Genomic DNA, 26,273 nt, shown 5'->3' on the forward strand with positions numbered 1-26,273 from the left:
GTCAATTGTAGCTCTCTCCCCCGATAAATCTCAGGTCGTCCACAGCCGCGAGGCTGCGCTGGCGGCCACGTGCCAGCAAAGATGACAGCTAGAGGGCGAAGCCGGCGACTAGACTGGGACCATGAGCGTCTTTTCAAAAATCATTGCCGGTGAGATTCCGGGTCGTTTTGTTTGGGCCGACGACGTGTGCGTTGCTTTCGCAACGCTTGAGCCGCACGCTCGCGGGCATGTTCTGGTTGTGCCACGCGCGGAAATTGACCGTTTCACAGATCTTGATGATGAGACGGCAGCGCATCTTTTCATCGTTGCCAAGCGGATCGGCAAAGCCCAGATCACAGCTTTCGGAGTGGATCGTGCGATGCTGGTCATCGCCGGTCTGGGTGTACCCCACACCCACCTGCACGTTATTCCCGCCGATTCGGAAAACGTCACCAGTTTCGCTTCGGCTCGCAAGGATGTGCCCGGCGCCGAATTGGACGCAGCCATGGAGGAATTGCGTGCGGCCCTACGTGAACAAGGCTGGGAGGCTTTCGTTCCCGAACAACTCGGTTCTCTTGCCTAGGCCAGCCCCACCAGATTCTCAATAAATTCGGCGGTGTCGGTCCAATCCCGTACCGCGTGGGTATCGATGCCGAGCCGGGTAACCGGGTAGTCGTTTCCGGCCGGATCGAGCCGATCCCCCACGAAGAGCATATGGGCGATGGGGATACCAGTTTGCTTGGATAATTCAGCAATTCCGTATGCTTTGTCCACGCCCTTACGGGTAATATCCACGGACGTTGAACCACCTGAGCGCACTTCCAGGTACGGCAGACGCGCTGCGACAGCTTCTCGCAGCGCGTTTTTCTTTTCCCCGCTCGGATCCCAGGCGCGTTTCGCTTCCAGCGGGGCGCTTTGCCCGAGTGCGGAGAAGGTCACCTGGGATCCGCGGTCTTCCAGGATCTCTCCCCAGGTGCTGCTTTCCCACAGCCCGAGCCGCCGTGCTTCTTCTTCCAAGGCCAGGGCAGCATCCCGGCGTTCTTCCGCGGTGAGATTGCGGACGTACACATCGCGCCACTGTCCCTCATCGTGAACGAGGTAGCGGGTTCCGCAGGTAGGCATGAGGTGGAGACGCGCAAGTTCCGCGGGGGTGCCATCCAGTCCTTCCAGGAGCTGGCTTTCGAACTGTCCGAATTGGCCACCGGAAATCACGCACACTTCATACGTATCGAGCAGTGCCCGCAGGGCTCGCGCCATGCGTTCCGGCAGCGCTGATTTAGAAGGTGCCAGGGTATCGTCCAGGTCAAAAGCAATAAGGCGATAAGACGTCATAGCCACAGTATGGTGCACCGACCGCGCAAATGCGAAATAACTGGGCAGCACTAACCTACCCGCAGGGCAGGTGACCCAGCCCTTGTAACAGGGTAACCACGCGTTCTTACGACGACGCAGCGGGCTGATACATTGCGATGTATCAGCCCGCTGGTGGGTTGGGAACGGCAGGGTATCTGGCTGGTGAGGAGCCCATACCCCGGCCCCGGAGCGCTAGCCCTGCCTACTGTTCGTCTTTAATGGCTGCCTCGCAGAGTAACCGGGCACCGCCAATAATAAGGAGAGCAACCACGAGGCTGAGGAGGAAGCTGAGGACTCCGGCAAGCGCGACCGTGGCGGGCGTATATTCACCGAAAACGCTAATCATGGCAAAAAGCGAGACAAGCACGTGGCAGCCGGCCACGATAAAGGCGAGAATCATGATGATTGGCGCGATGGAACGCGCTACGCGGGTGGAGAAGCTGGTGGAGAACAGCGCCGCAAAGCCGGAAGGGTTGTGCGGCTGCTGGGGCTGGGGCGGGTAGCCGTATCCCGGAGCTGAGTACGCCGAAGGAGCCCACTGGCCCTGCTGCGGGGCGGGGATATAGCCCTGGCCCTGCGCCTGACTCTGCTGGGTTTGCTGATTCTGCTGATCAAAACCCTGCTGGTAGGACTGCTGTTCCGGCTGGGCGCTCTGCTGACCATAACCGGGGTTATTATCAGGGAACTGGTTATTCTGTTCGCTCATGAGTATTCCTTCCGTAACGAGCGACGGCCACGACGGGATCATGACCCGAGGCACTTCACACTTAAAATAGCAAGAAAGTGGAAACGCGCGTACTCATTTCACCACCCGCCGGAAGCGGGTAGGTACCAACTAAGGGTAGCTATCCGAAGCGGCCACCGCGAATACGACAGATCCAGCACGGGACCTGGCGGCGGGCCGAGGGATAGGGTTACCCGGACATCTTCTGGCAGTATCTCATTCATACCTGAATGATGGCATGAGGTTACGACAGAAAAATCTTGAGGTAGCTATCTCTCGGCCCGCTGTGTTCCGGTTCAGGATGGCACCACCACTGGCAGTGCCACCGGCACGTTACACTTCAGCTTTCTCGAGCTCTTCAGCATCCAGCTTCGGGGAGGCACTCACGGTCCCTTGGCGCGCCCGCCGCGAGAAGCGATGGATATCGCCCACGATAACATCATGGCGCTTCGGGAAGAGGAAGTACTTCGAGGCGAGGTTGGCGAAAGCCGCGAACATTTCCCGCCCGGATTGGAGCTGCTGGATATGCAGGGCATTCCACATGAGCCAGGAGAACTTACCGGTAATGGCCGGCAAGTGCGGAATTTCGGTGACCGCGAAACCAACGCCCACGGTGGCCATCGTGCCCTTGTCGAAGTAGTCGAAAGGTTCAGTTTCCCTACCCGCCAGATTATTGGCAATGACCTTGGCGATATGCCGTCCGCCCTGAATAGCCGGCTGGGCCAGCTGCGGGAGCCCGCGTTCGCCGCTCACGGCTACGTCACCGGCAGCGAAAACGCCGTCGACCCCTTCCACCTGGAAGTGCTCATTCACCTGAATACGCCCGCGCGCGCCCTGCGGCACGCTCCATTCCTTGACCTCGGGCGGAACACCTACACCGGAAGACCAGACGATCAGCGAGGCGTCAATCCACTCTTCTTCTTCCGTCTTGGTGTTCTTTACCAGGATGCGGTTCTCCTCCACCGCGGAAACAGCCTGGTTGAGAAGCACCTTCACGCCGCGATCTTCAAGGGCGCGGTGGGCGGCGTTACGGCTCTTCTCATCGAAAGGTCCGAGAACCGTGGGTGCCATATCCACGAGGATGATCTCAAATTGCTCGGTATCAATACTGGGGTAAAGCGTCTCAAAATCGAAATTACGCAGTTCGGCAATGGCGCCGGCGGTTTCCACTCCGGTGGGACCCGCCCCGCACACAACCACCCGGAAGGGCCCCGGATTCTCAACGGCATCCATGCCGTCCAGCAGTCCGTAGAGCCGGTCGCGGACCTCAAGCGCTTCATCGCGCGTGTACATCGGCAAGGTGTGTTCCGCGGCGCCCTGAATACCAAAGTAAGCAGCGCTCACGCCGGTGGCGAGGACGAGGTAGTCATAAGCCATCGTGCGCTCGTCATCGAGCTCGATGATCTTGTTATCCGTATCCACGTGCTGGAGTTCCCCGAGTACGAAACGCAGATTCTTTTGCTTGCTGCGTAGTGCACGCAGGTTGTAGGTAATATCCCCCGCGTTGAGCGTGCCCGAAGCCACTTGGAAAAGCAGCGGCTTGAACGTAGTGTACGGATTCTTATCAATGAGCGTTACCCGCACGGGAGCCTGGCGGAGGCCACGTGCCGCTTGGATACCAGCAAAGCCACCTCCGACGATGACCACATGCGGTAACGCACTTCCTTTAATACTGTGACTCATAACCCATAACATAGTGGATGTATGAGCTACTTTCCAATACTTTGCGCGAGTGCATAATAGTGACCCTCAGCAAATATCACCGCAGCATAGCAGCAACCAGATCAGCAACCGGAGCAGGTCCCACCGGGAGGATCCACCGGGCGGCTGCCTTGGTTTCAGTACTGGCCTGCGGCATTGCGAAGCTCTGCGCTATTTCGCGCATCCAGGGAATATCATTGGCGGAGTCCCCCACCCCTAGGGTGTGCCCCGGTTTTAGCCCGCGCGCCCGCAAGGCCAGTTCAATTCCTTCCCATTTGGTCACCCCGGGAGCCACCACATCAACGAAATGAGCGTGCCCGCGCACCGCCCCGGGAAACGCTTCCTGCCAGAGTTCGCGGAGCCGGTCAAGTTGAGTTTCGGTTCCGGAGAAGGAGAGTTTCGTGATGGTATCGGCCGCAAGGCCGGCGACGTCGCCGCGGAGCGGTTCGCGCCCCGCGGAGGCGTTGCGAATAACGTCCTCAAACAAAGGCGCCCCGAAGCTTCGTACGACGACGCCATCTTCTCCATTGACGACTATCCCAAGACCGTGTTCCTCCGCGAAGCGGATAGCCCGGGCGTAGGCGGTGGCGCCGAGCGGGTGGCGGCGCACTACCGCGTGCCCGTCCCAGACGATGGAGCCACCTTCAGCCACCACCCATCCGGGAACGCCCGCCGCCGTGAGGATATCGGCAGCCCCGGCAATGATTCGCCCGGTTGCTAAGGTAATCGGGATGCCGGCAGCGTGAAGCTGCTGGAGTGCGCCGATATTTTCCGGGAGCACTCGCGAGCTGGCGTCCGTAAGGGTGCCATCCACATCGAAAAGTACATTCGTGGGGCGGGCGAATTTGCGTTCGTGGTAACTGATGTGCCCGCTAGAGTCCCGAACACCGAGATAGTAGCGTGGCATTATCGCTCATTCCTGGGGATGGTGGATTTCGCTGTGCTCATAGCAACGATAGTAACCGAGTGTATGAAGCGGGTGAAAATACGAAATTCCATCTTCTACAGTTCACCAGTGAGGTAGCGCTGAATCGTAGGGCCGACGAGAGATACGAGTTCGGCAGTAGTCAAAGTGGCAAGGGGTTCGATTGTGACGATGTACCGCGCGACTATGATTCCCGTCATCTGACTGAGCACCAGCGAGATGCGTAGCTCACGGTCGGGGCTATCGAGGTGCGTGAGGATGCGGTCTATTAATAACGTCTCCGCCGCCTTGTGTAGCACGTTTGGGCTGCTTGCCATTGCCCGTCGAAACAACGCAAGAAGGGCTTTTCCTGATGGAGAGCACCACATTGTATCTGCGTAACGCACGATTTCGGGTCCCCATTGCTCCTTGGGCAGGCTGCTGATTTGCGTGACGGCTTCTCGCGGCTGGACTATCCGATCCAGAACCTTGTTGAAGAGTCCTTCCTTCGAGCCAAAGTAGTGATTAATCAACGATGCGTCTACACCAGCTTTGCCAGCTATTTTCCGTACCGAAACAGAATCGAATGAAAACTGCGAGAAAAGTTCCTCCGCTACATCCAGTAGGCGTTTGCGCGTTTGGGCACCCTTGGAAGTTTCGGTCACTTCGTACTCCTTCGCATGGTTGCCGAGGCGAGCAATAAAGCAAGAATAATGACCCCAGCTAAAAGTCCGATACGAAGCCACGAATCTGAGGATAGCGAGCTGGATTCTAGGGTCTGCCGAACCACATCGACAGCCCACGTCATCGGGAGCACATCGGCTACCTTAGCTAGAAGTGCGGGCATGTGTTCATTTTGCACGAAGAGACCGCAAAGAAAGATCTGCGGAGCGACGAAAACAGGCATGAACTGCACGGCTTGAAACTCCGTGCGAGCAAAGGCACTCGCCAACAAGCCAGAGGCAACACCGAACAGACCGTCAAGTAGCGCCACTATTATGAGTCCCCACCACGGCCCCGCGAGCTCCACACCCATCGGCCCCAAAACTAGAACCGCGAGGATCAACGACTGGGCAACAGATAAGAATCCAAAAACTGCCCCGTACGATGCAATCAGGTTCCATCGGCTCAGCGGGGTGGTGAGGACGCGCTCGAGCGTGCCCGATGTCCGCTCACGCAGCATGACCACCGAAGTAACGATGAACATCAGCAGCATCGGCAATACCGCAAGCATGATGGGGCCAATCGTATTGAAGAGAGGCGTGTGGCCGGCGGCGACGGGAACATCGACGAATACGAAATAGAGCAGCGTCAGCAGCAACACCGGCACCACCAGGATCAGACCGACGGTGCGGGGATCGGCCTTCAACTGGGAAATGATACGAGCAACGGTTGCGAACGGCGAAGTGCGGCGAACGGCTGGGGTGACACTCATACGGACTCCTTAATAAGAGCGAGAAATGCTTCCTCCGGATTATCTGTGCCGGTGCGATCTTGGACTGACTCAATAGATTCTTGTGCCAAGAACTCGCCTTCGCGCATGAACAGCACTTCATCACAATGTGAGGCCTCGTCCATGACGTGACTGGATATAAGCAAGGTAACTCCTTCGGCGGCGAAACCTCGGAATACTTGCCACAGCTCCTGGCGGGTAATCGGGTCAAGGCCCACGGTGGGTTCGTCAAGCACCAGTACCTCCGGGTGGCCGACCAGGGCGCAGGCGAGCGAGGCACGGTTTGCCTGGCCTCCGGACAATTTTGTGATTGGCCGTGCCGCATAGTCGGTCAACTGCACCCGTCTGATGGCCTGCTCAACATCGGCGCTATCCGCCCCAACCAATCGGGCGAAGTAGGTGACGTTATCGTGAACGCTAATGTCTGGATATATCGAAAGTGCTTGACTCGTGTATGCAACTTTGTGCCGCAGGGCCTTCGCTCCCGCAGGAAGCCCAAGAATTTCTATCGAGCCACTGGTGATGCGTTGCACGCCCAGGATTGCGCGCATCAGCGTGGTTTTGCCGCACCCAGAGGGGCCTAAAAGGCCTGTGATGGATCCGCGCGACAAGTTACAATTCAGGCCTCGTAAAACTGAGGTTGTACCGCGGCGAATATGCAGGTTCCGCACCCTCACCACGGATTCAACACCTGTTGAATTTCTCATGTGCAAGACATTACCCCCACAAAATAGGGAAAGCAACGGTTGGGAGAGTACTTAGTCACCACCGGCATGCGCGACGGCTTTTGCGTTTATATCCGGCGGTTTTTGATAGAAGGTCTTCCGAGCATTGCGCCTGGTTAGCGGCAAATAGATAGGGTAAATAGCCGGCTCATTCGACGCGAGGAGATGTGACGGAGAACGAACAAGAAAATAATAGAAACTGCCATATTACTGTGCATCGGAATAACATATTCCTACTGGTGGAGCTAAGGGGATTCGAACCCCTGACCTCTTCCATGCCATGGAAGCGCGCTACCAACTGCGCCATAGCCCCAAGCGACTTATAGAACTTTAGTCGGAGAAGAAACGCTTGGCAAATCAGAACCGGATTTTGTGTCAAGCATCGCATTCTTCCAGGTGGGTGCCTAGCCTTCCGGCCCTTCCACCTCAAAGTTCTTCACGGGATCGTGCTCGTCGGCGAGGAAACGGTTAAAGCCGGTGAGTCGCCATTGCGGCTTCGTATTCTTACGCCGCTGCAGCATGGCCCAGTGGCAGTTATCCAGGCCGCCCAAGCCCTGCCATTGCGCCCCGCAGCCCAGGAGTACCCCGAGACCGCAGGTGATCGCCGCCCCGTGCGCGGTCACAACCAGCAGGCCCCCATCCATATCTTCGCTAGCTTCCGTGATTGCCGCGGCCACGCGCGCGCCTACGTGTTCCTTTGTTTCCACGCCGACGCCTACGGGTTCCTCCCCGGCCCGCCACTGCGCGAATTCACGCGGGTAACGCTCGGCAATCTCGGTGCGGGTCAAGCCTTCGAACCGCCCAAAACAGCGTTCTTCTAAACGCGCATCGGTTGCCACCTCGAGACCTACCAGCGTGGCGGCCTCGAGAGCAGTGGCATAGGCGCGCTGCAGCGGGGATGCCACAAAACGCGCCGGGCCTGCCGCGGCGATATAGGGAGCCACATAACGCGCCTGGCCCAGGCCTACCGCATTGAGAGGGATATCCGTGGAGCCCTGAATTCGCCAGGCCAGGTTGTAATCAGTTTGGCCGTGGCGCCAGAGCAGGATGCGATCTGCCGTCATGCATCTACCTCAGCGGCATCGGCCGCCTCAGAGTCCCCGGATTTCTCAGATTCCGGGGCGGGCTCGGGCACCGCGGGTGCCTGTGCCCCGGTAATAACCGCCTCATCATCCAGCTGAAGATCGACGTGCGGGCAATCAGCCCACAAGCGCGCGAGAGCGTAATCATCACGATCCTCATCGCGCTGGATATGTACGATGAGCTCCCCGTAGTCCAGGAGCACCCAGCGCGGATCAAAGGTCAATCCCTCGCGGCGCAAACGCTGCCCGCCTGCCTCATCGAGCTTCTCTTCCACCCGATCCACAATGGCACGTACTTTCGGTTCCGAATCACCGGAAATAATAAGAAATACATCGGAAATGGCGAAACGCTCACCAACATCAAGGGCTTCAATCGATGTTGCTTTTACTTCTGCCGCAGCCGCGGCTCCAATACGGGCGAGCTCTATCGCGCGGTCCGAAGCTGTCACAAGATCTCCTTGATATCAGGGGTAGTGCTGGATATTACAAAATCGAAAGGTGCAGCCTGCGCACCGTGCCGTAGGAAGAAGAACCCGATAACGAGACCGAGCACCACGCTAATAACAATGAGCAGAAGCATGGTCACCGTCCAGCGCCGCGGCGAGGATTCCTCGTCTAGTTCATCCTCGTCCACATATTCGTGCGCGAGCGGATCCGGCTGCGCCGCGGGAACGGAAGCGGGCGGGAACGCCGCTGCGGCGTCGTTCCCCGTAACTCCTTCTCCTTCCGGCGCCGCATCCATCTGGGTGCCGGAAGCTCCCAAGGCATCATGTTGGGTGCGGGCGAGCAAGCGCTCGCGCAAGCTGCCACCTTCGGAAAACTCCGGCGCGGTCTCCTCCAGAGCGGGGGCTGGCGCCACAGCTGATGCGGAGGCCGTTAGCGGTGCCACGAGCGAATGCTCTTCCTCACCGATACGTGCCTCGGTATCCGCTTCGAAACGGTCGAAAACGGAGATGCGCTCCCCCGCGGGTGCGGGTGCCGGAGATGGAGTTGTGAGCGTTGCAGCCGGTGTTTGTTCTTCACCGCTCGCGCGCGGCTCCGGTGCGGTCAAAGCCTCGCCTGCCTGAGTGGGAGCACCCTCCTCTTCGGTGGGCGGCTCCGCGGCCTCCGCTCCCCCAGCTATCTCAGCAGCTTCGGCACGCTCGGCAAGAATAGCCCGCCGCCGCGTTGCCCGCACTACCGGAATATCCCGGGTGCGCCGCAATTCTTCTACCGGCGAAGCCTCGCCTTCTTCGAGAGGTTTCAAGAGTCCGCGCTCGCGCATCTCGCTGCGTGTGAGGCGCCGCCCGCCCTCGCTCATTTCTTCTCCTCTCGGTACGACTGTCCTTTATTAAGCTTACCCGGTGCCTCACGCTGGGCATAAAGTTTGTATTTTCTAATGTGCTGCACCACGCCTTCGGGCACCAAATACCAGATGGGCTCGTGGGCTTTCACCCGGTCGCGCACATCCGTGGAAGAAATCGCCATAGCGGGAACCTCCACAATTTCCACGGCATGTTTGGGCAACGCGGATACATCAATCGTATGCCCGGGGCGCGTGACGCCGATAAAACGCGCCATCCCCCACAGTTCCTCGGCGTTCTTCCAGCGCAAAATCTCCGGAATAACATCCGCTCCGGTAATGAAGTACAGATCCGCATCCGGGTAGACCTCACGTAAATCCCGCAGGGTATCCACGGTGTAGGTCAGGCCGCGCCGCTCAATATCCACCCGCGATACCGTGAAGCGGGTATTCGATGCGGTGGCAATAACCGCCATGAGATAGCGGTGTTCGGCCGGGCTCACGTGCTGCCCCTGCTTGAAAGCGGGGCGGCCGGTGGGCACAAAAACTACCTCGTCCAGCCCGAAACGATGCTGCACTTCCGAGGCTGCCACCAGGTGACCGTGGTGAATCGGGTCGAAAGTTCCGCCCATGACCCCGATCCGCCGACGCCGGTGCTTGCGTTCGTCGAAAGGAATTTGCACCGGTTCGTCTTTATCGGACATGCCCCTCGCCCTCTGCAATCCACGTGGTCGTGGTCATTTCTTCCAGCCCCATGGGTCCACGCGCATGCAATTTTTGGGTAGAAATACCAATTTCCGCGCCCAGCCCAAATTCGCCGCCGTCCGTGAACCGCGTCGAGGCATTCACCATCACCGCGGCGCAATCAACTTCGGAGGTGAACCGATTAATGGCACGCTGATCCTCGGCGACAATAGCTTCGGTATGACCGCTCGAATAGCGGGCAATATGCGCGAGCGCCGCCTCAATATCAGGCACCACCGCCACGGCCATCTCCAGAGCCAAATATTCCTTTTCCCAATCTTCTTCCGTTGCGGCCTGCGTGGGAATATCCCCCGCAAAATTCTGCGCGGTCGCATCGCAATGCAAGGTCACACCCCGTTCGTGAAGCTCACGCAAAATCCGCGGCACAAATTGCGGTGCGATATCCGCGTGGACAAGAAGCGTTTCGGCCGCATTACACACGCTCGGCCGATGCGTTTTGGAATTAACGACGACGGCGCTAGCCCGCTCCACATCCGCGCTGGCATCTACGTACACGTGATTATTGCCCACCCCGGTTTCGATCACGGGGACCAGGGATTCGCGCACGACCGTTTGGATAAGACCGGCGCCCCCGCGCGGAATAACAAGGTCCACCAGGCCGCGCAATTTCATCAGTTCGACGGCGCCTGCACGCCCGAAAGCATCAATGGTCTGCACGCAATCGGGTGGGAAACCGGCCTCCGTTACCGCTTGACGCATGAGTTCGACCAGCACCTCGTTGGTGCGTATAGCAGCACTCCCCCCGCGCAGTATTACCGCGGAACCCGCTTTGAGGGCCAGGGTGGCCGCATCGACCGTTACATTGGGGCGGGCCTCATAAATCATGCCAATCACGCCCATGGGAACCCGCACCTGGCGCAAACGCATACCGTGAGCCGAGCGCGAACCGCGGATCACTTCGCCAACCGGGTCAGCCAAGCCCACCACGTGTTCTACCGCCTGGGCAATGCCCTCGATGCGTTCTTCGGTGAGGAGGAGGCGATCAATCATTCCCGGGGAAAGCCGACCCTGTTCCCGGGCCACATCCTGCGCATTTGCCGCCACGATACGAGCGGTTTCCCTACGCAAAATTGCGGCGATACGGCAAAGAGCATCATTTTTCGACGTGGTCTGCGCCCCGCGCAAAGAACGCGCAGCCTGGCGCGCGCGGCGGGCTACCTCGGCCACGCCCTCGGTTAACGTTGCGGTCATAGTCTCTACTTTAGGCCAGAAAGGCCCCCGTTACCGAATAGGAACACCGAAGAGGAACAGCGAGCGGGAATGAGGAGCACTCATATATATTCGGGCAATCTCATGGGAATAGCGCCGCCCGCCCCCGCGTTGCAGGTAGCGAGATTTCCAACAAATTTGAGGAGAACCATGGCAACCGTTACTGTCACCACTGAGAACTTCAACGAGACCGTACACGAAGGCATCGTGCTGCTGGACTTCTGGGCGAGCTGGTGCGGACCCTGCCGTGCATTCAGCCCGATTTACGAAAAGGCTTCCGAAAAGCACCCCGATATCACCTTCGGGAAGGTAAGCACCGAGGATAGCCCGGAGCTCGCGGCGCATTTCCAGATTCAGGCGATTCCGACCATTATGGCTTTCCGCGATGGTATCCGCGTCTTTGAGCAGGCCGGGGCGCTGCCGGCCGGTCCGCTCGAGGATCTGATCGGCCAGGTCAAGGAGCTGGATATGGACGAGATTCGCGCCCGTCTCGCCGCTCACGAAGCTGAGGAATCCGCACAACAGGCTGAATAAGCTACCGACTTTCCGCCAAGCACCGAGGGGCGAACTGGAATCAACCAGTTCGCCCCTCATTAATCCCAAGAAAAATTAGGAAATTTCAGCGCGTCCGAAAAGCACCGGAAGTACTCCGCGCACCAGCGAAGCTAAATCGGTGCGGATGGAGGTAGGCCGGTAGATGATGCCATCTGCCGCACCCATCCCCAGCCAGGACTCGGTGGTATCCGCAACATCGTAGACCGTTCCCACCACGTGGGCGCTGCGGGTGAAATCCGGACCGCCCAGGGCCTGCACCAGGAAGAGGCGTTCGCGAGCAGCGGTGCGGGTAGCCGAAATAATGACGGTCATGTCGAGGAGGACCTGCAGGTCGGTATCGTATTCTTCTGCCGCCGTACGCAAAGCGAAACGGGCTTCGCGGGCGCGGTGCGCATCGGGCGCGGAGAGGCGCATCATCGGGGAAATACCGCAGATTGCCCGAAGATTCAGATTCGGGACATCTTCAGCGCGCACGTGCGGCATGAGGCGTACCCCGGCCGCAATAGCATTTTCCACGTCGCTGCGCAGGGCCGCGAGGTCGGTAGCCGGGGTGATCGGAAGACTTACCAGAGCCGGGGTATCGCTGGAGTTCTGCTGGGTTCTGGCCACCGCTTCCCGTAAAGCCTGGGCCGTGGCGGGTACTTCTACCGCGATATCACCGCGGGCACGTGGACCCAGGCGGCTTGCCGTTTCCATCGCGGAGGCGACGCGGGCACCGGGAAGTACGAATTCCCCGGAAAACTGGACGAAATCAAGTCCGCCTTTCCAGGCCGCATCCGCGCAGGAGGCCAGGTGCGCGATGGAAGCCCCGTGTGCTGGGCGCGCAGCTGCGCCGTCGCCGCAAAGATTCTCTCCGCCGCCGAGCGCCGAGAGATCGACTCCTAAAAATGTTTCTCTTAAAACTTCCTCATTCGTGGTGGTGCACAGGGTGGTCAATTGGATGGTCATTAGTACTCACTATCAGGACGAAGACGGGCAGAGGGGGCACTGGCAGGCGCAAGAAGGCGCGCGCTCATAAAGTGGTGATGCCAGCGGCGCCAATGCGCCATGGTAATTCGATAGTCCGCGCACATGCTGGAGGTGAGGCCCTGGAGCGTGACAAACTGCGACATCGAATTCTCCGTTCTTCGTCGGCTCGGGTATTCCGAGCGATTGCGAGCGTGCTATATAAGCACTTGCGATAACGCTAGATCTTTATTGTCCAATAGGCAAGACAAACACGAGGGTTTTTTGCGCATATCACTATTCATTTATCGTGATTACTATTCGATCAAGGTGATGCAATACTTCGCTAAACTCTCGGGTGTCAGCGCTACAACCTGGGCGAATAAAAATACCACCCTGCACAGCTAGTGCAAAATTATGCACGTTTCCCGTAGTTACAGGTCCGTAAAGTAAGACGTAACACAGATTTGTGCACGCCGCAGCGTTCCTGTGCGGATGCCATTGAAGCACGCTCGACCGGCACACGCCAAAGGCGGCGCACCAGCACCTGGAACAGGTGATGCTAACGGCGTGACCAGTTAGGAGCCCAAGAGCACGATGTCATTGGCGTGCACCACCGGCTTCTTGCCGCGCGCCCCGGTGCTTCCCACCAGCTCGATCAGTTCTTCCACGCTATAGGCACTCAGACCCCGGGCAATAATTTCTCCGTGCCCATCACAAAGTTCCACGATATCCCCGGCCGCAAAACGGCCCGAGACCCCGATGACTCCCACCGGGAGCAAAGATGCGTGATTGCTCGTGACCGCCGCAACGGCGCCGTCGTCCAATGTAACCCGCCCCCGGGCCCGCGCCGCGAATTCCATCCAGCGCCCCCGCGCGGACACATGCCGTTTGCTCGGCACGAACCAGGTTCCCACATTCTCCCCAGCCACGGCCCGCTGCACATTATCAACGTGGGTGAGAATCACGCCGACGCCACCCGAGGTTGCCAATTCGGCCGCCGCCACTTTGGTGCGCATTCCCCCGGTTCCGACCGCCGAACCCCGCCCGGTAATCCGCAGTCCGGCGAGGTCTTCCTCGCTGGTCACCTCCGCAATGCGGGTGGCGCCCGCCTCGCTGGGGGGCTTGGTATACAGGCCGTCCACGTCCGTGAGCAAAATAAGAGTGCCGGCACCTACAAGGTGGGCGGTCAGCGCGGCCAGCCGGTCATTATCACCGAAGCGCAATTCGTCAGTGGCAACGGCGTCGTTCTCATTAACAATCGGAACCACCCGCAAACGCAAAAGCGTACGCATCGCCGTAAGCGCATTGGCGTAGTGGCGCCGGTTCGTGACATCAGAGGCGGTGAGGAGCACCTGGCCCACGCTAATGCCATGCGCTTCAAAGCGTTCCTCGTACGCAGCCATGAGGCGGGACTGGCCCACCATGGCCGCGGCCTGCTTTTCCCGCAGGGAACGCGGACGGCCCAGCTTGAGCGGCCCGATACCGGCCGCCACCGCGCCGGAGGATACCAGCACCACATCGACCCCGCGGGCGTGCACGTCCGCAATGGTGTTGACAAGAAGATCGAGGGTTTCCTGGTGCAGGGCACCGTCCGGCCCCGTCAAGGAGGAGGATCCCACTTTAATGACTATTCGACGGGAGTTCTCAAGGCAGTCACGCCGGGTCAGCGAGGTGGATGAGGTACCGGACACGAGTCACTCTTTCTTATCTGATGGTTCGGGACACCGCAGGCTAGTTTAGTCCCCTTCCGGAGTCTCTGCCTGCGGGTCCGTCCATATGCCGGCCTCCCGTTCGGAACGCAATTCCTGCCGGGCTTCTTCTTTGGCATCCATACGCTCGTAAAAATCGGCGCGCTTTTCACGCCTGGTGGGGCGGGAACGTTCGGCTTCCACCCGGATATCACGCCCGCGCGGACCGTAAATTTCGGCGACGGCGGCAACGGTCGGTTCCCAATCGAAAACGAAACCGGTCTGCGGCGGGCCGATAACCACCATATCGCCCGGCACCGCACCCAGACGGGCCAGTTCATCTTCGATACCCAGACGATGGAGGCGCTCACCGAGGTATCCAACCGCCTCATCATTGGCGAAGTCGGTTTGCCCCACCCAGCGTTCGGGCTGGCGTCCACGCACATTCCAGAACTCCTGCATACCGTCACGCCGCTTGACGATGGTGAAACGATCATCGCGTTCCCGCGCCAGGTGCAGCACCGGGCGCACCGGTTCGGCAACCTCGCGATTCGCTTTTTCTTCGCGCACCACCCGCGCCAAGTAGAAGGAGAGCTCACGCAGACCTTCGTGGCTGGCGGTGGAGACAGCGAAAACTTCCAAGCCGCGTTCACGCAGTTCCGGGGTCACAAATTCCGCGAGTTCCCGCGCATCCGGGACATCGATTTTATTGAGAATCACCACCCGCGGGCGTTCGGTGAGAGGAAGTTGACCCTCGGTGGGCGGGATATTCGCCGCGTACCGAGCCAGTTCGTGTTCCAGGGTATCCAGGTCCGTGAGCGGGTCCCGCCCCGGTTCCAGTGTGGCGCAATCGATGACGTGGGCGATCACCGCGCAGCGCTCAATATGGCGTAAAAATTCCAGACCGAGCCCGCGCCCTTCCGAGGCCCCGGGGATGAGACCGGGAACGTCGGCAATGGTGTAGCGCTCCTCGCCGGCGGTCACCACGCCGAGGTTCGGAACGAGAGTGGTGAATGGATAATCGGCGATTTTCGGGCGGGCGGCAGACATAGCCGCGATAAGGGAGGATTTCCCTGCGGAGGGGAATCCCACCAGTGCCACATCAGCCACCGATTTCAATTCGAGAACAACATCGAGTTCCTCGCCAGCTTCCCCGAGTAGGGCGAAGCCGGGTGCCTTGCGGCGCGGGGAAGCCAGGGCGGCATTTCCGAGCCCACCCACGCCACCGCGTGCTACCTCGAAAGAATCCCCGGGGCTCACAAGATCCGCGAGCACATCACCTTCGCTGTTCTTCACGACCGTTCCAGCCGGCACCTTGAGCACCAGATCCGCACCGTTCTTGCCGCGCTGGTTATCACCGGCGCCGGGTTGGCCGTTTTCCGCGCTTCGATGCGGGGTGTGGTGGTAGTCCATGAGAGTGGATTCTTGGGAATTCACTTCAAAAATGATGGAGCCCCCATGGCCGCCACTGGCGCCGTCGGGTCCCCCGAGAGGCTTGTACTTCTCCCGGCGCACCGAAACGCATCCATTTCCACCGTTGCCGGCGCGCAGGTGCAAGGTCACCTTATCGACGAACGAGGCCACGTATGCCCTCCCCTTTTTCTGTAGTGCTGACGCGTCACCGCGGCGGCTTAACCGCCGCGAGTAGATGGACGTCTGCGTAGCCGGTACTCGCGCACCGAGCCCGCGTTAACGAATGACGGGGTGGAGGTTCAATCCCCCACCCCTCATCATAGGTGCGTGCGGCGCTCGGGCCGCTCCGCCTTAAGCCTGGGTCACGACGTCGACAACCTTGCGGTCGCGACGGGTACCGAACTGGACCGTTCCGGCTGCGGTAGCGAACAGGGTATCATCCTTGCCGCGCCCGACGTTATTACCCGGATGGAACTTCGTGCCACGCTGGCGAACGAGAATTTCACCGGCGGATACTACCTGACCGCCGTACCGCTTCACCCCGAGGCGCTGGGCATTGGAGTCGCGCCCGTTGCGCGAGGAAGAGGCGCCCTTCTTATGTGCCATCTGTCTACCTTCTTACTATCTCAAAACTAGCTGCTGACGCGGCAGATCCTATTGGATGCCGGTGACCTTGAGGCGGGTCAGGGGCTGACGATGCCCCTGGCGCTTCCGGTAACCCGTCTTGTTCTTGAACTTGATGATGGAGATCTTCGGTCCCTTTTCATCGCGCACAATTTCCGCGGTAACCTTCGCCGAAATGCCATCGGCAGCCGTGGTGATCTTATCCCCGTCAACGAGCATGATGGGTTCGAGTTCGACGGTATCGCCGACTTCACCTTCCATCCTGTCAACAACCACGACGGTTCCGACAGAAACCTTTTCCTGACGGCCCCCGGCCTTGACGATCGCGTACACCACGTTTGCTCCTGTTGATTACGGCTACTTTTCGCGCTGGACAGCGCACTTAAACGACTGAGTGCCTAAGCACCGACCATCTACTTTACTGCGTCGACCCGCTTTCTTACAAGTGAGACAGCGCATGAGACCGGCCGTGTCGCTATGGGATGCGCCACGTACCTCCCGGTTGTAGCGCCGTGCCCGCTCCGAACTACCCTTGGGAATTGGCCGGAAAACTCAGAACCCCCGCCCCGTTTCCGGTGGAAATGGGACCCGACGAGACCACGGCGCGCCGCTTGGTGCCCCCGCGGGTTCCGTTAGCTGCCTCACGCGATCCGGTATGGATAGCGGACGACGGCGACACCGTCTTTGCGTGGGAGCTAGCAGAAACGGCCGTGTGCGTCGGGCTCACCACGCCGGAGGAAACCACCATGCCAGTCTTCCGCGCGGTGCCTGTGCCCGCGGTGCTACTTCCGGCACGTACGGTGCCCGTGGCTACGGCCGCGGCGCGTTCCTGCCCCGCGGTAGTACCCTTCGTATCCTTCGTTCCGGTGCCCGAAGTATCCGCGGCCGCCGGTGCGGTTCGCGAGCTACGACGACGCCGGGTAGCCGGCTTTTCCGACTTCTCCTGCTTATCACCCTTCGCGGCTTTCGCGGATTTCGCGGGCTTGTCCAGTTTTTCAGATTTCTCCGGTTTCGCGGTTTCCGCGGGCTTCTCAACCGTTTCCAGCTTCGGGGCCTCTGAATCCTGGGGCTTATCTTTATCCTGGCCATCCTTCTGCTGGGAGTCGGCATGGCCCGCAGCGGCGATGGAATTCATCATTTGAACAGCCGCCTCGCGCTGCGGGGCCGAAGCCTCCCGCCGATTCTTACGCTTGCGGGGCGCGTGGGATTCTTCGTTTTCCTCTACTGGGTGGTCGTGAATGATGTAGCCGCGCCCTTCGCAGGCTTCACAGACGGTCGAGAAGGCCTCCACGAGCCCCTGCCCCACGCGCTTACGGGTCATCTGCACCAAGCCCAGGGAGGTCACTTCCGCCACCTGGTGACGGGTACGATCCCGCCCGAGGCACTCGATAAGCCGACGCAACACAAGGTCGCGGTTGGACTCCAGAACCATATCGATAAAGTCAATAACCACGATGCCGCCAATATCGCGCAGCCGCAATTGCCGCACGATTTCTTCGGCCGCTTCCAAATTATTACGGGTTACCGTTTCTTCTAGCGAACCGCCCGATCCGGTGAACTTCCCGGTATTAACATCCACTACCGTCATGGCTTCGGTGCGGTCAATAACAAGAGTGCCCCCCGAGGGCAGCCACACCTTGCGGTCGAAAGCCTTGGCGAGCTGTTCTTCCACCCGGTAGGCCTCGAAAATATCGCGGGAATCATCCCATCGGCTCACCCGGTCCATGAGTTCGGGAGATAGTTCTTCCACGTACGTGGAGATCGTCTCCCAGGCATCCTCACCCTGCACGCGCAGGGAATCGAAATCTTCGTTAAAGATATCGCGTACAACTCGCACAGCCAGTTCCGGTTCACTCTTGAGAACCTGCGGTGCGGTTTTCGCCGCCTTGGCCTTACGCTGAATTTCTTTCCAGCTCTTCGTCAGGCGTTCCACGTCATTCTTGAGCTGCTCCGCGGTAGCACCTTCGGCGGCGGTGCGCACAATGACGCCGTGATCTTCCGGCACAATTTCTTTGAGAAGCTTCTTGAGACGCGAACGTTCCGAATCGGGAAGCTTACGCGAAATACCGGTCATATCCCCACCGGGAACAAGTACCAGATGGCGCCCGGCGAGGGTGACCTGGCTGGTCAGCCGCGCACCCTTATGGCCGATAGGATCCTTGGTGACCTGCACGAGCACGGTATCTCCGGACTTGAGCGCCTGCTCAATCCGGCGGTTCTTGCCGGTAACCCCGGCGGCCTTCCAATCCACTTCGCCAGCATAAAGAACCGCGTTGCGTCCCTTACCGATATCAACAAAAGCGGCTTCCATCGAGGGCAGCACATTTTGCACCCGCCCCAGGTACACATTGCCGACCATGGAAATCTGGGTGTGCCGCGCCACGTAGTGCTCTACGAGCACATCATCTTCGAGCACCGCGATCTGGTTGAGACCGTCGCGTTCCCGCACAATCATGTCGCGTTTAACGGATTCACGCCGCGCCAGGTATTCCACTTCGGTGATGGATCCGCGCCGACGGGCCGATCCCTCGCGATTCTCGCGGCGCCGAGCACGCTTGGCAGCCAAGCGAGTGGAGCCCTTGGGCGCTGCCACTTCATCGTCGGACGAAAGGCTACGACGGCGCCTCCGGGTGGGCGCTACCGAAGTTTCATCCGTTTCCGCGTGGTCGCTTTCTTCAGAGGCGGCGTCGTCGTTCTGAGAACCTCGCGGCGCGCGAGCGGAAGAATCATGCTCGCCGCGTTCGCGCCGCCGGGTGCGCCGGGAGGAACTATCGCCAGAATCGGAATCTGCGCCGCTGGAGGAATCGTCATCAACGAGGTAGGTGACCCGGATAGCATTGGCAGCGTCGGGTTCCTGGAAGAGCGGAATATCCGTATTAATACGGAAGCGTGGAATTTCCACCGCCTCTTCTTCAGGTACCGGAATGAAAAACGGACTCGCCGCAGCCGCACTCACGGTGCCGTGCTCCGACGCGGTGGCTTCTTTCGCCATTCGTCTACACTTCCCGACAGGCGCGCACCCCGTATCCCGTGCGGACCTATCACCATTGCGGCCGACGCCGCGCAAGCATATTCACGTTCGAGGGCATATCCGGCGCTCATCATCTGCCGGCCAGGTTCTTCACAGCCTCGAACCACCGGGGCGATACGGTAGCGCCCGGTACACTGATGCCGATTCTACATGAGGAGTACTGGACTGGCGCTGGGAGGTTCCCGAAATCTCCGCAACGCCGGGCACCTGCCGGGGCCTGCAATCACCACCACACAGACCTGCCCGGGACTTTCGTCCCTATTTTTTGAGAGGTGTCGCTAACCTGTGTGCCAGATGGCACATGAGCGCCGGGCCGGACAAAAGTCCCTCGTGTTCGATACCTCTTATTGCCGCGCGGGTGAGTAGGATCGAGGGTGAAAAATTTGATCGCGCTGCTACGGGACCACCGCGGCGATCCACGCGCGATCACACGTGTTACACATCGGAAAGGTGAAAAGGTGGATCCGATCACCCTTGCGCGATGGCAGTTCGGTATTACAACCGTCTACCACTGGCTTCAGGTGCCCCTGACCATTGGTCTGTCTGTCATCGTGGCGTATATGCAAACTAAGGCCCGCAAAACGGGCGATCCGAAGTGGCAGCGGATCACCGATTTCTTCGGCAAGATCCTGCTCATCAACTTCGCGCTCGGCGTTGCCACCGGTATCGTGCAGGAATTCCAGTTCGGCTTGAACTGGTCGGAGTACTCGCGTTTCGTCGGTGACATCTTCGGTGCCCCGCTCGCTTTCGAGGCCCTCCTGGCGTTCTTCCTGGAGTCCACGTTCCTCGGATTGTGGATCTTCGGCAAGGGCCGCCTCTCCCCCAAGATGCACAACCTGACCATCTGGCTCTTCTCCATGGGTACCGTGATTTCCGCGGCGTGGATTTTGGCGGCCAACTCCTTCATGCAGGATCCGCACGGCGCGGTCTTCAACCCGGAAACCGGGCGCGCGGAGCTGGACGGCATGGCAGGCTTCCTTGGCCTCTTCGCCAATACCACCTGGGTACTCACCTTCCTCCACACCTTAGGCGCTGCGTTTACGCTGGCCGGCGTACTGGTGGCCGGCTTCGCTTTCTGGTGGATGGCACGCTCTATTCGCCTCTCCGGCAACGAAGTCGAAGCGCGCGAATACTGGAAACCCACCGCTAAGCTCGGCCTCAAGGTCACCCTGGTCGCCGCGATTATTGCCGCCCTGTCCGGTCACTACATGGGTCAGCACCTCGGCGTCATCCAGCCCCCCAAGGCCGCGGCCATGATGGGCGTGTGCCAGGGCGAAGAAAACGCCAAGCTTTCCCTTGTTATGTGGGGTAATAGCTGCGAGGATGCTACCTCGATCTACGTTCCGATTCCCGGCCTGGAATCCTTCATGATGACCAACCACTGGTCCGGTCCTGATTCGCGCCTGGAATCCATTAGCGAAGCCAATGAGCGCGTGCGTGACCGCATCCACCAGATGGAGAACGTCAACGCGGAGCTCGTGGAGAAGTTCGATACCGCTTTCGAAAACCAGCAGGTCACTCCGAACGTTCTGGCCTCCTACTACTCCTTCCGCGTCATGGTGGGAGTGGGGATGCTGGATCTCCTCATCGCGGTCCTCGGACTGTGGGTGCTGCGCGGGGATCGCATTATGCGCTCGGAACGCTGGGGCAAGTTCTGGCTGTGGATGATCCCGCTGCAATTCGTGGCGAATTCCGCGGGCTGGATCCTCACCGAAATCGGGCGCCAGCCGTGGATCGTTTACCCGACTCAAATTGATGGCGTCCTGCTCATGACGGACCTGGGTGTTTCCCATTCCGTCAACGGTGGCAGCGTCGCCTTCTCCCTGACCATCTTCACGGTGCTCTACTCGGCACTCGGCGTGGTGTGGATCTGGCTTCTGGGCCGCTACCTGCGCGAGGGTATCAATACCCACAAGAAGGTCGTCGAATACGATGCGAAATCTACCCCGAATTTCGTTTACTAGGAGGACCTCATGGAACAAACATTTTTGATGACTCTGTGGTTCATCCTCGTAGCGGTCCTGTGGATTGGTTTCCTGGCCCTGGAGGGCTTCGGCTACGGCGTTGGGATGTTCCTCAAGACCTTTGCGCGTAACGAACGCGAACGTCGCGCCATGATCAATTCGATCGGCCCCCACTGGGACGGCAACGAAGTGTGGCTGCTCACCGCAGGTGGTGCTACTTTCGCGGCGTTCCCGGAATGGTACGCCACCATGTTCTCGGGCATGTACATCGCCCTCGTCCTCGTGCTCGTCTGCCTTATTATCCGCATCTGCGCCCTCGAATGGCGCAAGATGATCCGCACCGAGCGCTGGCGTAATACCTGGGACACCCTGCACTGCATCGTGTCGTGGATCGTATCGATCCTCTTCGGGGTGGCTTTCGCCAACCTCGTGGCCGGGATGAAAATCGAGGTGGGCAACTACTCCTCCGGTGAGTTCGTGGCCGTGGCACCCGATGCGGTGACGTGGGAAGCCCTCGCGGATAACCACCACTACCTGACCGGCGGGTTCTTCTCGCTGCTCACGCCTTTCACCGTCCTGGGCGGGTTGGTCACCCTCTCGCTCTTCTTCAGCCACGGCGCGCTGTGGCTCTCGATTAAGACGGCCGGTGAACTCCAGCTGCGTTCCATTAACTTGGCGAAGCGCACCACCGTGATCTCCACCGCGATTACCGCGGTTTGGGCTCTGTGGGCCTACTTCGTGTACAGCTCGCAAGTCCTGGCGATTATCCCGCTGGCTATCTGCGCGGTGCTCCTTATCGCCACCGTGGCAGCCACGTGGGCTAACCGGGAGATTCTCGCCTTCGGGCTGCACTTCGCGGCTATTGCCGCGGCGGTGTCCACCATCTTTGCGATGATGGTTCCCTATGTCATGAAGTCGTCGATCAACGAGGCTTACTCCCTCACGATCGCGCAAGCCTCGGCCACCGCGCCAACGCAAACCATCATGACCATCGCGGCACTTATTTTCGTTCCGATCGTCCTCGGTTACACGGTGTGGGCATACTCCGTGTTCCGCAAGCGCATTGACGCCGGGCAAATTCCCGAGGAACCCGTGGGATTGGAACCGAAGAAGATCCGCGAGTTCGAGATTCGTTAAGTAGCACGTGAGATCGGGAGGCGGGGGCCGCCCCCCCCCCGCCCGCGCCCCCCCCCCCTCCCCTCATAAGGCAGCCTCTCATCCGCACTCTCGGATCCTTGGGCCCTGAAATGCCATAACTCCGCTGTGGAGCGTAGTCCGCAGTAAAACGGGGTGATCCAGCGTCATACTCAGGGCCGGGCTACCATGACAGCAGTGTCCAAGGAGAAGAATGAAGCCCGTTGATTCTCGACTTATGAAATTCGCGCCCACGGCGCGTCGTTACGTTGCCTTGCTCGGCGGAGTTGGTTTTCTGGAAACAGCCCTCGTGCTTGCGCAATGCTTCTTTATTGCCGCCTCCGTTGCGCCGGTGGCAGACGGCGATCTCACCTTCCGTGACATCGGCTGGCCGGTATTCGGGGTCGCGGCTGCCTTCACCGCTCGCAGTGTTCTTATCTATATCCGCGAGTCCTACGGCCATCGCGCCGCGCTGCGCACCATCGCTAATCTGCGCGCCCGGGTACTACGCCGGGCTGGTGACCTGGGCGACCGCTGGCTCGCCTCCGGTAACACCTCCACCACGGTTACCCTGGTGACCTCCGGACTGGATGATTTGGAACCCTATTTCGTCAAATTCCTCCCCCAGCTCATCCTCACCTGCACGGTTACGCCTTTCGCACTCGTTGTTATCCTTTTCCTCGATTGGGTGAGCGCCATTGCCATCGTGGCCTGTATTCCACTCATCCCCATTTTCATGATCCTTATCGGGCGCATGACCCAGGCATTTTCCAATGAACGCCTCGCCTCCATGCAGCGCCTGGGCCAGCAGCTCCTTGACCTTTTGGGTGGTCTGAGCACTCTCAAAGCACTCGGGCGCGAAGAAGACCCGGCCCGGCGCGTCAAGCATCTCGGGGATGACTACGCCAAGAAAACACTCCAAACTCTTTACATCGCTTTCCTCTCCGGCGCGGTGCTGGAATTCCTTGCCACGCTATCTACCGCTCTCGTTGCGGTGGAGGTAGGCCTGCGCATGGTGGCCGGAAATGTCTCCCTTTTCACCGGGCTGACGATTATCATGCTCACCCCGGAAGTCTTCAAACCGCTGCGGGAAGTTGGCACCCAATTCCATGCTTCCTCCAACGGAGTAGCGGCTTCTGCTCAGGTCTTTGACCTGCTTGAGCAGCCCCTCCCGGTGGAAGATGGCGCGGTTGAGTGCCCTGATCTGGCCAATTCCCCTATCACGATCCGTGATCTCTCGGTTCTTGCGCCCGGCCGTGATACCATCGCGCCCGCGCAGCTGAACGCGGACATCCTCCCAGGGCAGGTAACTGCTTTACGGGGAGCCTCCGGTTCCGGAAAAACAACAACGGCAAATGTGCTCCTCCGCTTCATTGCCCCCGATAGCGGAACCGTGCATATTGGCACCACCCCGCTCGAAAATATCCGCCAAGAAAGCTTGTGGCAGCAGGTGTCCTGGGTTTCCCAGCGCCCGGTAATCGTGCCGGGAACCGTAGCGGAAAATATTGGGGTGACTCCGGGCCCAGCCCTGGAACGCGCCGCGGCCCTCGCCGGTTTTGACGAGGTCATCGCCGAACTTCCGGAAGGGTGGAATACCTTTATCGGGCAGGGCGGCGTCGGTCTTTCCGTGGGCCAGCGCCAGCGCCTTGCCCTCACTCGTGCCCTGGTGTCTGAGCGCCCCCTCGTGCTTCTCGACGAGCCTTCCGCCCACCTGGATGCTCGCAGCGAACGGCGCGTCGTCGAATCAGTTGCGCATCTACGAGCGCAGGGACGCACCGTTATCGTTATCGCTCACCGCACCGCGCTTCTCGACCTTGCCGATGCGGTTATTGATGTAGTGTCAACGACGGCGCAACCGGCTGCCACATCTCCCGGCACCGCACGGCCGGTCCCAGAGCCGGCCGCCGCGCAAATGCAAGCCACTGCACCACCGTCCCCCACCGCGCCCGCTAACTCCCAGACAACCGAGGTGACCAAGTGAGTACTTTCCCTCAAGATGAACGCCGTGCTCTCCTCCGTGCCTTGCGGCTCCTACGCGTGGACAAGGGCGGATTCTGGGGTTCCGTTGCGGCGGGTGCCGCCGGACTCAGCAGCTCGGTGGCCCTGGCGGCCGTTTCCGCCTGGCTCATTACCCGAGCTTCCCAAATGCCCCCGGTCCTCGCCCTCGGCGTGGCTACCACCTCGGTGCGTTTCTTTGGGGTATCTAAAGCTCTGCTGCGCTACGTCAACCGAATTTTCTCGCACCGGGTTACTCTCTACGGAATGTCCAATCTGCGTACCGCTGTCTACGCGACGCTGGCCGATTCCCCTACCGACGTGGTCACCTCGGTGCGTCGCGGTGACCTGCTTGCCCGCACCGGCCGGGATGTTGATTCGGTCGGTGACGTCGTCGTCAAAGCGGTCCAACCCGGAGCGGTTGCCGGTATTGTCTGCCTCGTCTCCTGCCTCATCGTGGGGATTCTGTGCCCACCCATCGGCCTGCTGCTGGCCGGCTGCCTCCTTATTTCCGGAATCCTCGCTCCCTACCTGGCCATGCGAGGGGGTCGCATCGCAGAAGAAGCGCAGGTGCGTGACGAAACAGAGATTTCCGCAACCGCGCTGACCATGCTCGATTCGGCCGCTGAGCTGCGGGTAGCCGGGCGGGTGAACGCCATGGAGGAGGTTCAGGAAGCCACCGAACAGCGGATCTTCCGGCACCGCGACGCCGCGGCCCGCCCCCAGGCTCTCGCTATCGCCCTGGATACCCTCGCCATGGGTATTGCCGTGGTGGGTGCGATTCTTATCGGAAGCCGGGCTCTGGACGCCGGCACGCTTTCCGCCACCGCGTTGGCGGTCTGCGTCCTCACCCCGCTCGCCGCTTTCGAAGCCACCCAGGGCCTAGGAGAGGCAGCGATCCAACTGGTACGTTCCGCCAAGGCTGCCCAGCGTATCCTCGAGCTCCTCGACCGGGCCCAGCGCAGCGAAGAACCGGAAGCCCCGGCACCCACGCACGAACACGGCCTGCATGCTACGGACCTCATTATTGGGTGGCCGGGCGGGCCGGACGTGGCCGGACCTTTCGAGCTCCACGTAGAACGTGGCTCCTCCATCGCCATCGTGGGACATTCGGGAATCGGGAAATCTACCCTGCTCTATACTTTGGCGGGAATGCTGCGCCCGCATGCCGGCTCGGTCCGCCTGGACGGGCACGAAGTCTCCACCCTGGATCGGCGCACGGTCTCCCACACCCTCACCCTCACCGCGGAGGACGCTCACGTTTTTGAAACCACCGTGCTGGAGAACCTCCGGGTGGCGCGCCCCTCGGTCACCGAAAGAGAAGCCGTGGAGCTGCTGGTGCGCGCAGGCCTGGGTACCTGGCTCACCCAGCTCCCGCGCGGGGTTCATACTCTGCTGGGAGAGGATGCCGCCACGATCTCGGGTGGAGAACGACGGCGCCTGCTGCTTGCCCGGGCGCTAGCCTCCGATGCGGAATTCCTGCTCCTGGATGAACCCGGTGAGCACCTCGACCCGGAAACCGCCGATGAGCTTATCCGCGATTTGCTTCGGGCCGGTAAGAATAGCACCGATCCGCGTACTATTATCTTGGTGACGCACCGGCTCACGCCCCTTGATGCCGCCGACGAGGTTATTGTTATGACCCGTGACGAAGGTGGTATCGCCCACGTGAGCGCGCGCGGCACCCACGAGGAGCTCACCGAAAGGCTCGCCTCGTACGCATGGGCGGCGAAACAGGAATAAG

Annotated in this window: 24 protein-coding genes and 1 tRNA gene; 6 read left to right on the forward strand and 19 right to left on the reverse strand. The window is 60.1% G+C overall.

Annotated features, from left to right (window positions below):
* The first annotated feature begins 121 nt into the window (after window positions 1-121).
* A complete protein-coding gene (locus tag PWJ82_RS02440; protein ID WP_274735134.1) occupies window positions 122-562 on the forward strand; it encodes an HIT family protein in 441 nt (146 codons plus the stop codon).
* Here the strand turns inward: PWJ82_RS02440 and PWJ82_RS02445 are convergent.
* From PWJ82_RS02445 to PWJ82_RS02505, 13 genes are all read right to left on the reverse strand, one after another.
* Window positions 559-1,311, reverse strand: coding sequence for an HAD-IIB family hydrolase (locus PWJ82_RS02445; protein ID WP_274735135.1), 753 nt, complete (start codon window positions 1,309-1,311; stop codon window positions 559-561). The two genes, PWJ82_RS02440 and PWJ82_RS02445, sit on opposite strands and share 4 nt — an antisense overlap.
* A gap of 223 nt (window positions 1,312-1,534) precedes the next feature.
* Window positions 1,535-2,038: a hypothetical protein gene (locus PWJ82_RS02450; protein WP_274735137.1), complete on the reverse strand. Its 504-nt coding sequence runs from the start codon at window positions 2,036-2,038 to the stop codon at window positions 1,535-1,537.
* Between the two features lie 351 nt (window positions 2,039-2,389).
* Window positions 2,390-3,739 carry an NAD(P)/FAD-dependent oxidoreductase gene (locus PWJ82_RS02455; RefSeq protein ID WP_274735139.1) on the reverse strand — a complete coding sequence of 450 codons (1,350 nt, stop codon included), beginning with the start codon at window positions 3,737-3,739 and terminating at the stop codon, window positions 2,390-2,392.
* A 76-nt stretch (window positions 3,740-3,815) separates the two neighbouring features.
* Window positions 3,816-4,664, reverse strand: a complete 849-nt coding sequence (locus tag PWJ82_RS02460; RefSeq protein WP_274735140.1) for an HAD family hydrolase — start codon at window positions 4,662-4,664, stop codon at window positions 3,816-3,818.
* A 95-nt stretch (window positions 4,665-4,759) separates the two neighbouring features.
* Window positions 4,760-5,326, reverse strand: coding sequence for a TetR/AcrR family transcriptional regulator (locus PWJ82_RS02465; protein WP_274735141.1), 567 nt, complete (start codon window positions 5,324-5,326; stop codon window positions 4,760-4,762).
* Window positions 5,323-6,096: an ABC transporter permease gene (locus PWJ82_RS02470; RefSeq protein WP_274735142.1), complete on the reverse strand. Its 774-nt coding sequence runs from the start codon at window positions 6,094-6,096 to the stop codon at window positions 5,323-5,325. The genes PWJ82_RS02465 and PWJ82_RS02470 overlap by 4 nt, the downstream gene beginning before the upstream one ends.
* Window positions 6,093-6,821 (reverse strand): ABC transporter ATP-binding protein, encoded by a 729-nt coding sequence (locus tag PWJ82_RS02475; protein WP_274735144.1) that lies wholly within the window; start codon window positions 6,819-6,821, stop codon window positions 6,093-6,095. The genes PWJ82_RS02470 and PWJ82_RS02475 overlap by 4 nt, the downstream gene beginning before the upstream one ends.
* A 255-nt stretch (window positions 6,822-7,076) precedes the next feature.
* Window positions 7,077-7,152: transfer RNA gene (locus PWJ82_RS02480), tRNA-Ala, on the reverse strand.
* A gap of 91 nt (window positions 7,153-7,243) precedes the next feature.
* A complete protein-coding gene (locus PWJ82_RS02485; protein ID WP_274735146.1) occupies window positions 7,244-7,903 on the reverse strand; it encodes a histidine phosphatase family protein in 660 nt (219 codons plus the stop codon).
* A complete protein-coding gene (rsfS, locus tag PWJ82_RS02490; RefSeq protein WP_274735149.1) occupies window positions 7,900-8,370 on the reverse strand; it encodes a ribosome silencing factor in 471 nt (156 codons plus the stop codon). The genes PWJ82_RS02485 and rsfS overlap by 4 nt, the downstream gene beginning before the upstream one ends.
* A complete protein-coding gene (locus PWJ82_RS02495; RefSeq protein ID WP_274735151.1) occupies window positions 8,367-9,221 on the reverse strand; it encodes a hypothetical protein in 855 nt (284 codons plus the stop codon). Before PWJ82_RS02495 ends, rsfS begins: the two co-directional genes overlap by 4 nt.
* Window positions 9,218-9,907 carry a nicotinate-nucleotide adenylyltransferase gene (gene nadD / locus PWJ82_RS02500; protein ID WP_274735153.1) on the reverse strand — a complete coding sequence of 230 codons (690 nt, stop codon included), beginning with the start codon at window positions 9,905-9,907 and terminating at the stop codon, window positions 9,218-9,220. Before nadD ends, PWJ82_RS02495 begins: the two co-directional genes overlap by 4 nt.
* Complete coding sequence (locus PWJ82_RS02505; RefSeq protein WP_274735155.1) at window positions 9,897-11,159, reverse strand: glutamate-5-semialdehyde dehydrogenase; 1,263 nt, start codon at window positions 11,157-11,159, stop codon at window positions 9,897-9,899. The genes nadD and PWJ82_RS02505 overlap by 11 nt, the downstream gene beginning before the upstream one ends.
* 168 nt (window positions 11,160-11,327) lie before the next feature.
* Between PWJ82_RS02505 and trxA the strand changes: the two genes are divergently transcribed.
* The gene (gene trxA, locus PWJ82_RS02510) at window positions 11,328-11,711 is read left to right on the forward strand and encodes a thioredoxin (RefSeq protein ID WP_016442896.1); all 384 of its coding nucleotides are present in this window, start codon (window positions 11,328-11,330) and stop codon (window positions 11,709-11,711) included.
* Window positions 11,712-11,786: 75 nt separating this feature from the next.
* Here trxA and PWJ82_RS02515 read toward each other — a convergent pair whose 3' ends face one another.
* The 6 genes from PWJ82_RS02515 to PWJ82_RS02540 form a co-directional block, all read right to left on the reverse strand.
* Window positions 11,787-12,680 (reverse strand): hypothetical protein, encoded by an 894-nt coding sequence (locus tag PWJ82_RS02515; protein WP_274735157.1) that lies wholly within the window; start codon window positions 12,678-12,680, stop codon window positions 11,787-11,789.
* 575 nt (window positions 12,681-13,255) lie between these two features.
* Window positions 13,256-14,371, reverse strand: a complete 1,116-nt coding sequence (proB, locus tag PWJ82_RS02520) for a glutamate 5-kinase (protein WP_274735158.1) — start codon at window positions 14,369-14,371, stop codon at window positions 13,256-13,258.
* A gap of 45 nt (window positions 14,372-14,416) precedes the next feature.
* Entirely contained in the window at window positions 14,417-15,952 is a 1,536-nt protein-coding gene (gene obgE / locus PWJ82_RS02525) for a GTPase ObgE (protein WP_274735160.1), read from the reverse strand.
* Between the two features lie 180 nt (window positions 15,953-16,132).
* On the reverse strand, window positions 16,133-16,387 hold the full coding sequence (gene rpmA / locus PWJ82_RS02530; RefSeq protein ID WP_016442901.1) for a 50S ribosomal protein L27: 255 nt from the start codon (window positions 16,385-16,387) through the stop codon (window positions 16,133-16,135).
* A gap of 48 nt (window positions 16,388-16,435) precedes the next feature.
* Window positions 16,436-16,741: a 50S ribosomal protein L21 gene (rplU, locus tag PWJ82_RS02535; RefSeq protein WP_016442902.1), complete on the reverse strand. Its 306-nt coding sequence runs from the start codon at window positions 16,739-16,741 to the stop codon at window positions 16,436-16,438.
* Window positions 16,742-16,931: 190 nt separating this feature from the next.
* Complete coding sequence (locus PWJ82_RS02540; protein ID WP_274735162.1) at window positions 16,932-19,397, reverse strand: Rne/Rng family ribonuclease; 2,466 nt, start codon at window positions 19,395-19,397, stop codon at window positions 16,932-16,934.
* Window positions 19,398-19,894: 497 nt separating this feature from the next.
* Here PWJ82_RS02540 and PWJ82_RS02545 point away from each other — a divergent pair, with 497 nt between their 5' ends.
* The 4 genes from PWJ82_RS02545 to cydC all read left to right on the forward strand — a co-directional run bounded on the left by PWJ82_RS02545 (window position 19,895) and on the right by cydC (window position 26,272).
* Complete coding sequence (locus tag PWJ82_RS02545) at window positions 19,895-21,400, forward strand: cytochrome ubiquinol oxidase subunit I (RefSeq protein WP_039899041.1); 1,506 nt, start codon at window positions 19,895-19,897, stop codon at window positions 21,398-21,400.
* A 9-nt stretch (window positions 21,401-21,409) separates the two neighbouring features.
* A complete protein-coding gene (gene cydB, locus PWJ82_RS02550; RefSeq protein WP_016442905.1) occupies window positions 21,410-22,537 on the forward strand; it encodes a cytochrome d ubiquinol oxidase subunit II in 1,128 nt (375 codons plus the stop codon).
* Window positions 22,538-22,748: 211 nt separating this feature from the next.
* Complete coding sequence (cydD, locus tag PWJ82_RS02555) at window positions 22,749-24,515, forward strand: thiol reductant ABC exporter subunit CydD (RefSeq protein ID WP_274735163.1); 1,767 nt, start codon at window positions 22,749-22,751, stop codon at window positions 24,513-24,515.
* Window positions 24,512-26,272: a thiol reductant ABC exporter subunit CydC gene (cydC, locus tag PWJ82_RS02560; protein ID WP_274735164.1), complete on the forward strand. Its 1,761-nt coding sequence runs from the start codon at window positions 24,512-24,514 to the stop codon at window positions 26,270-26,272. The genes cydD and cydC overlap by 4 nt, the downstream gene beginning before the upstream one ends.
* The last annotated feature ends 1 nt before the right edge of the window (window position 26,273 follow it).

This window comes from Actinotignum schaalii (assembly GCF_028864145.1).
Classification (GTDB): Bacteria; Actinomycetota; Actinomycetes; order Actinomycetales; family Actinomycetaceae; genus Actinotignum; species Actinotignum schaalii_B.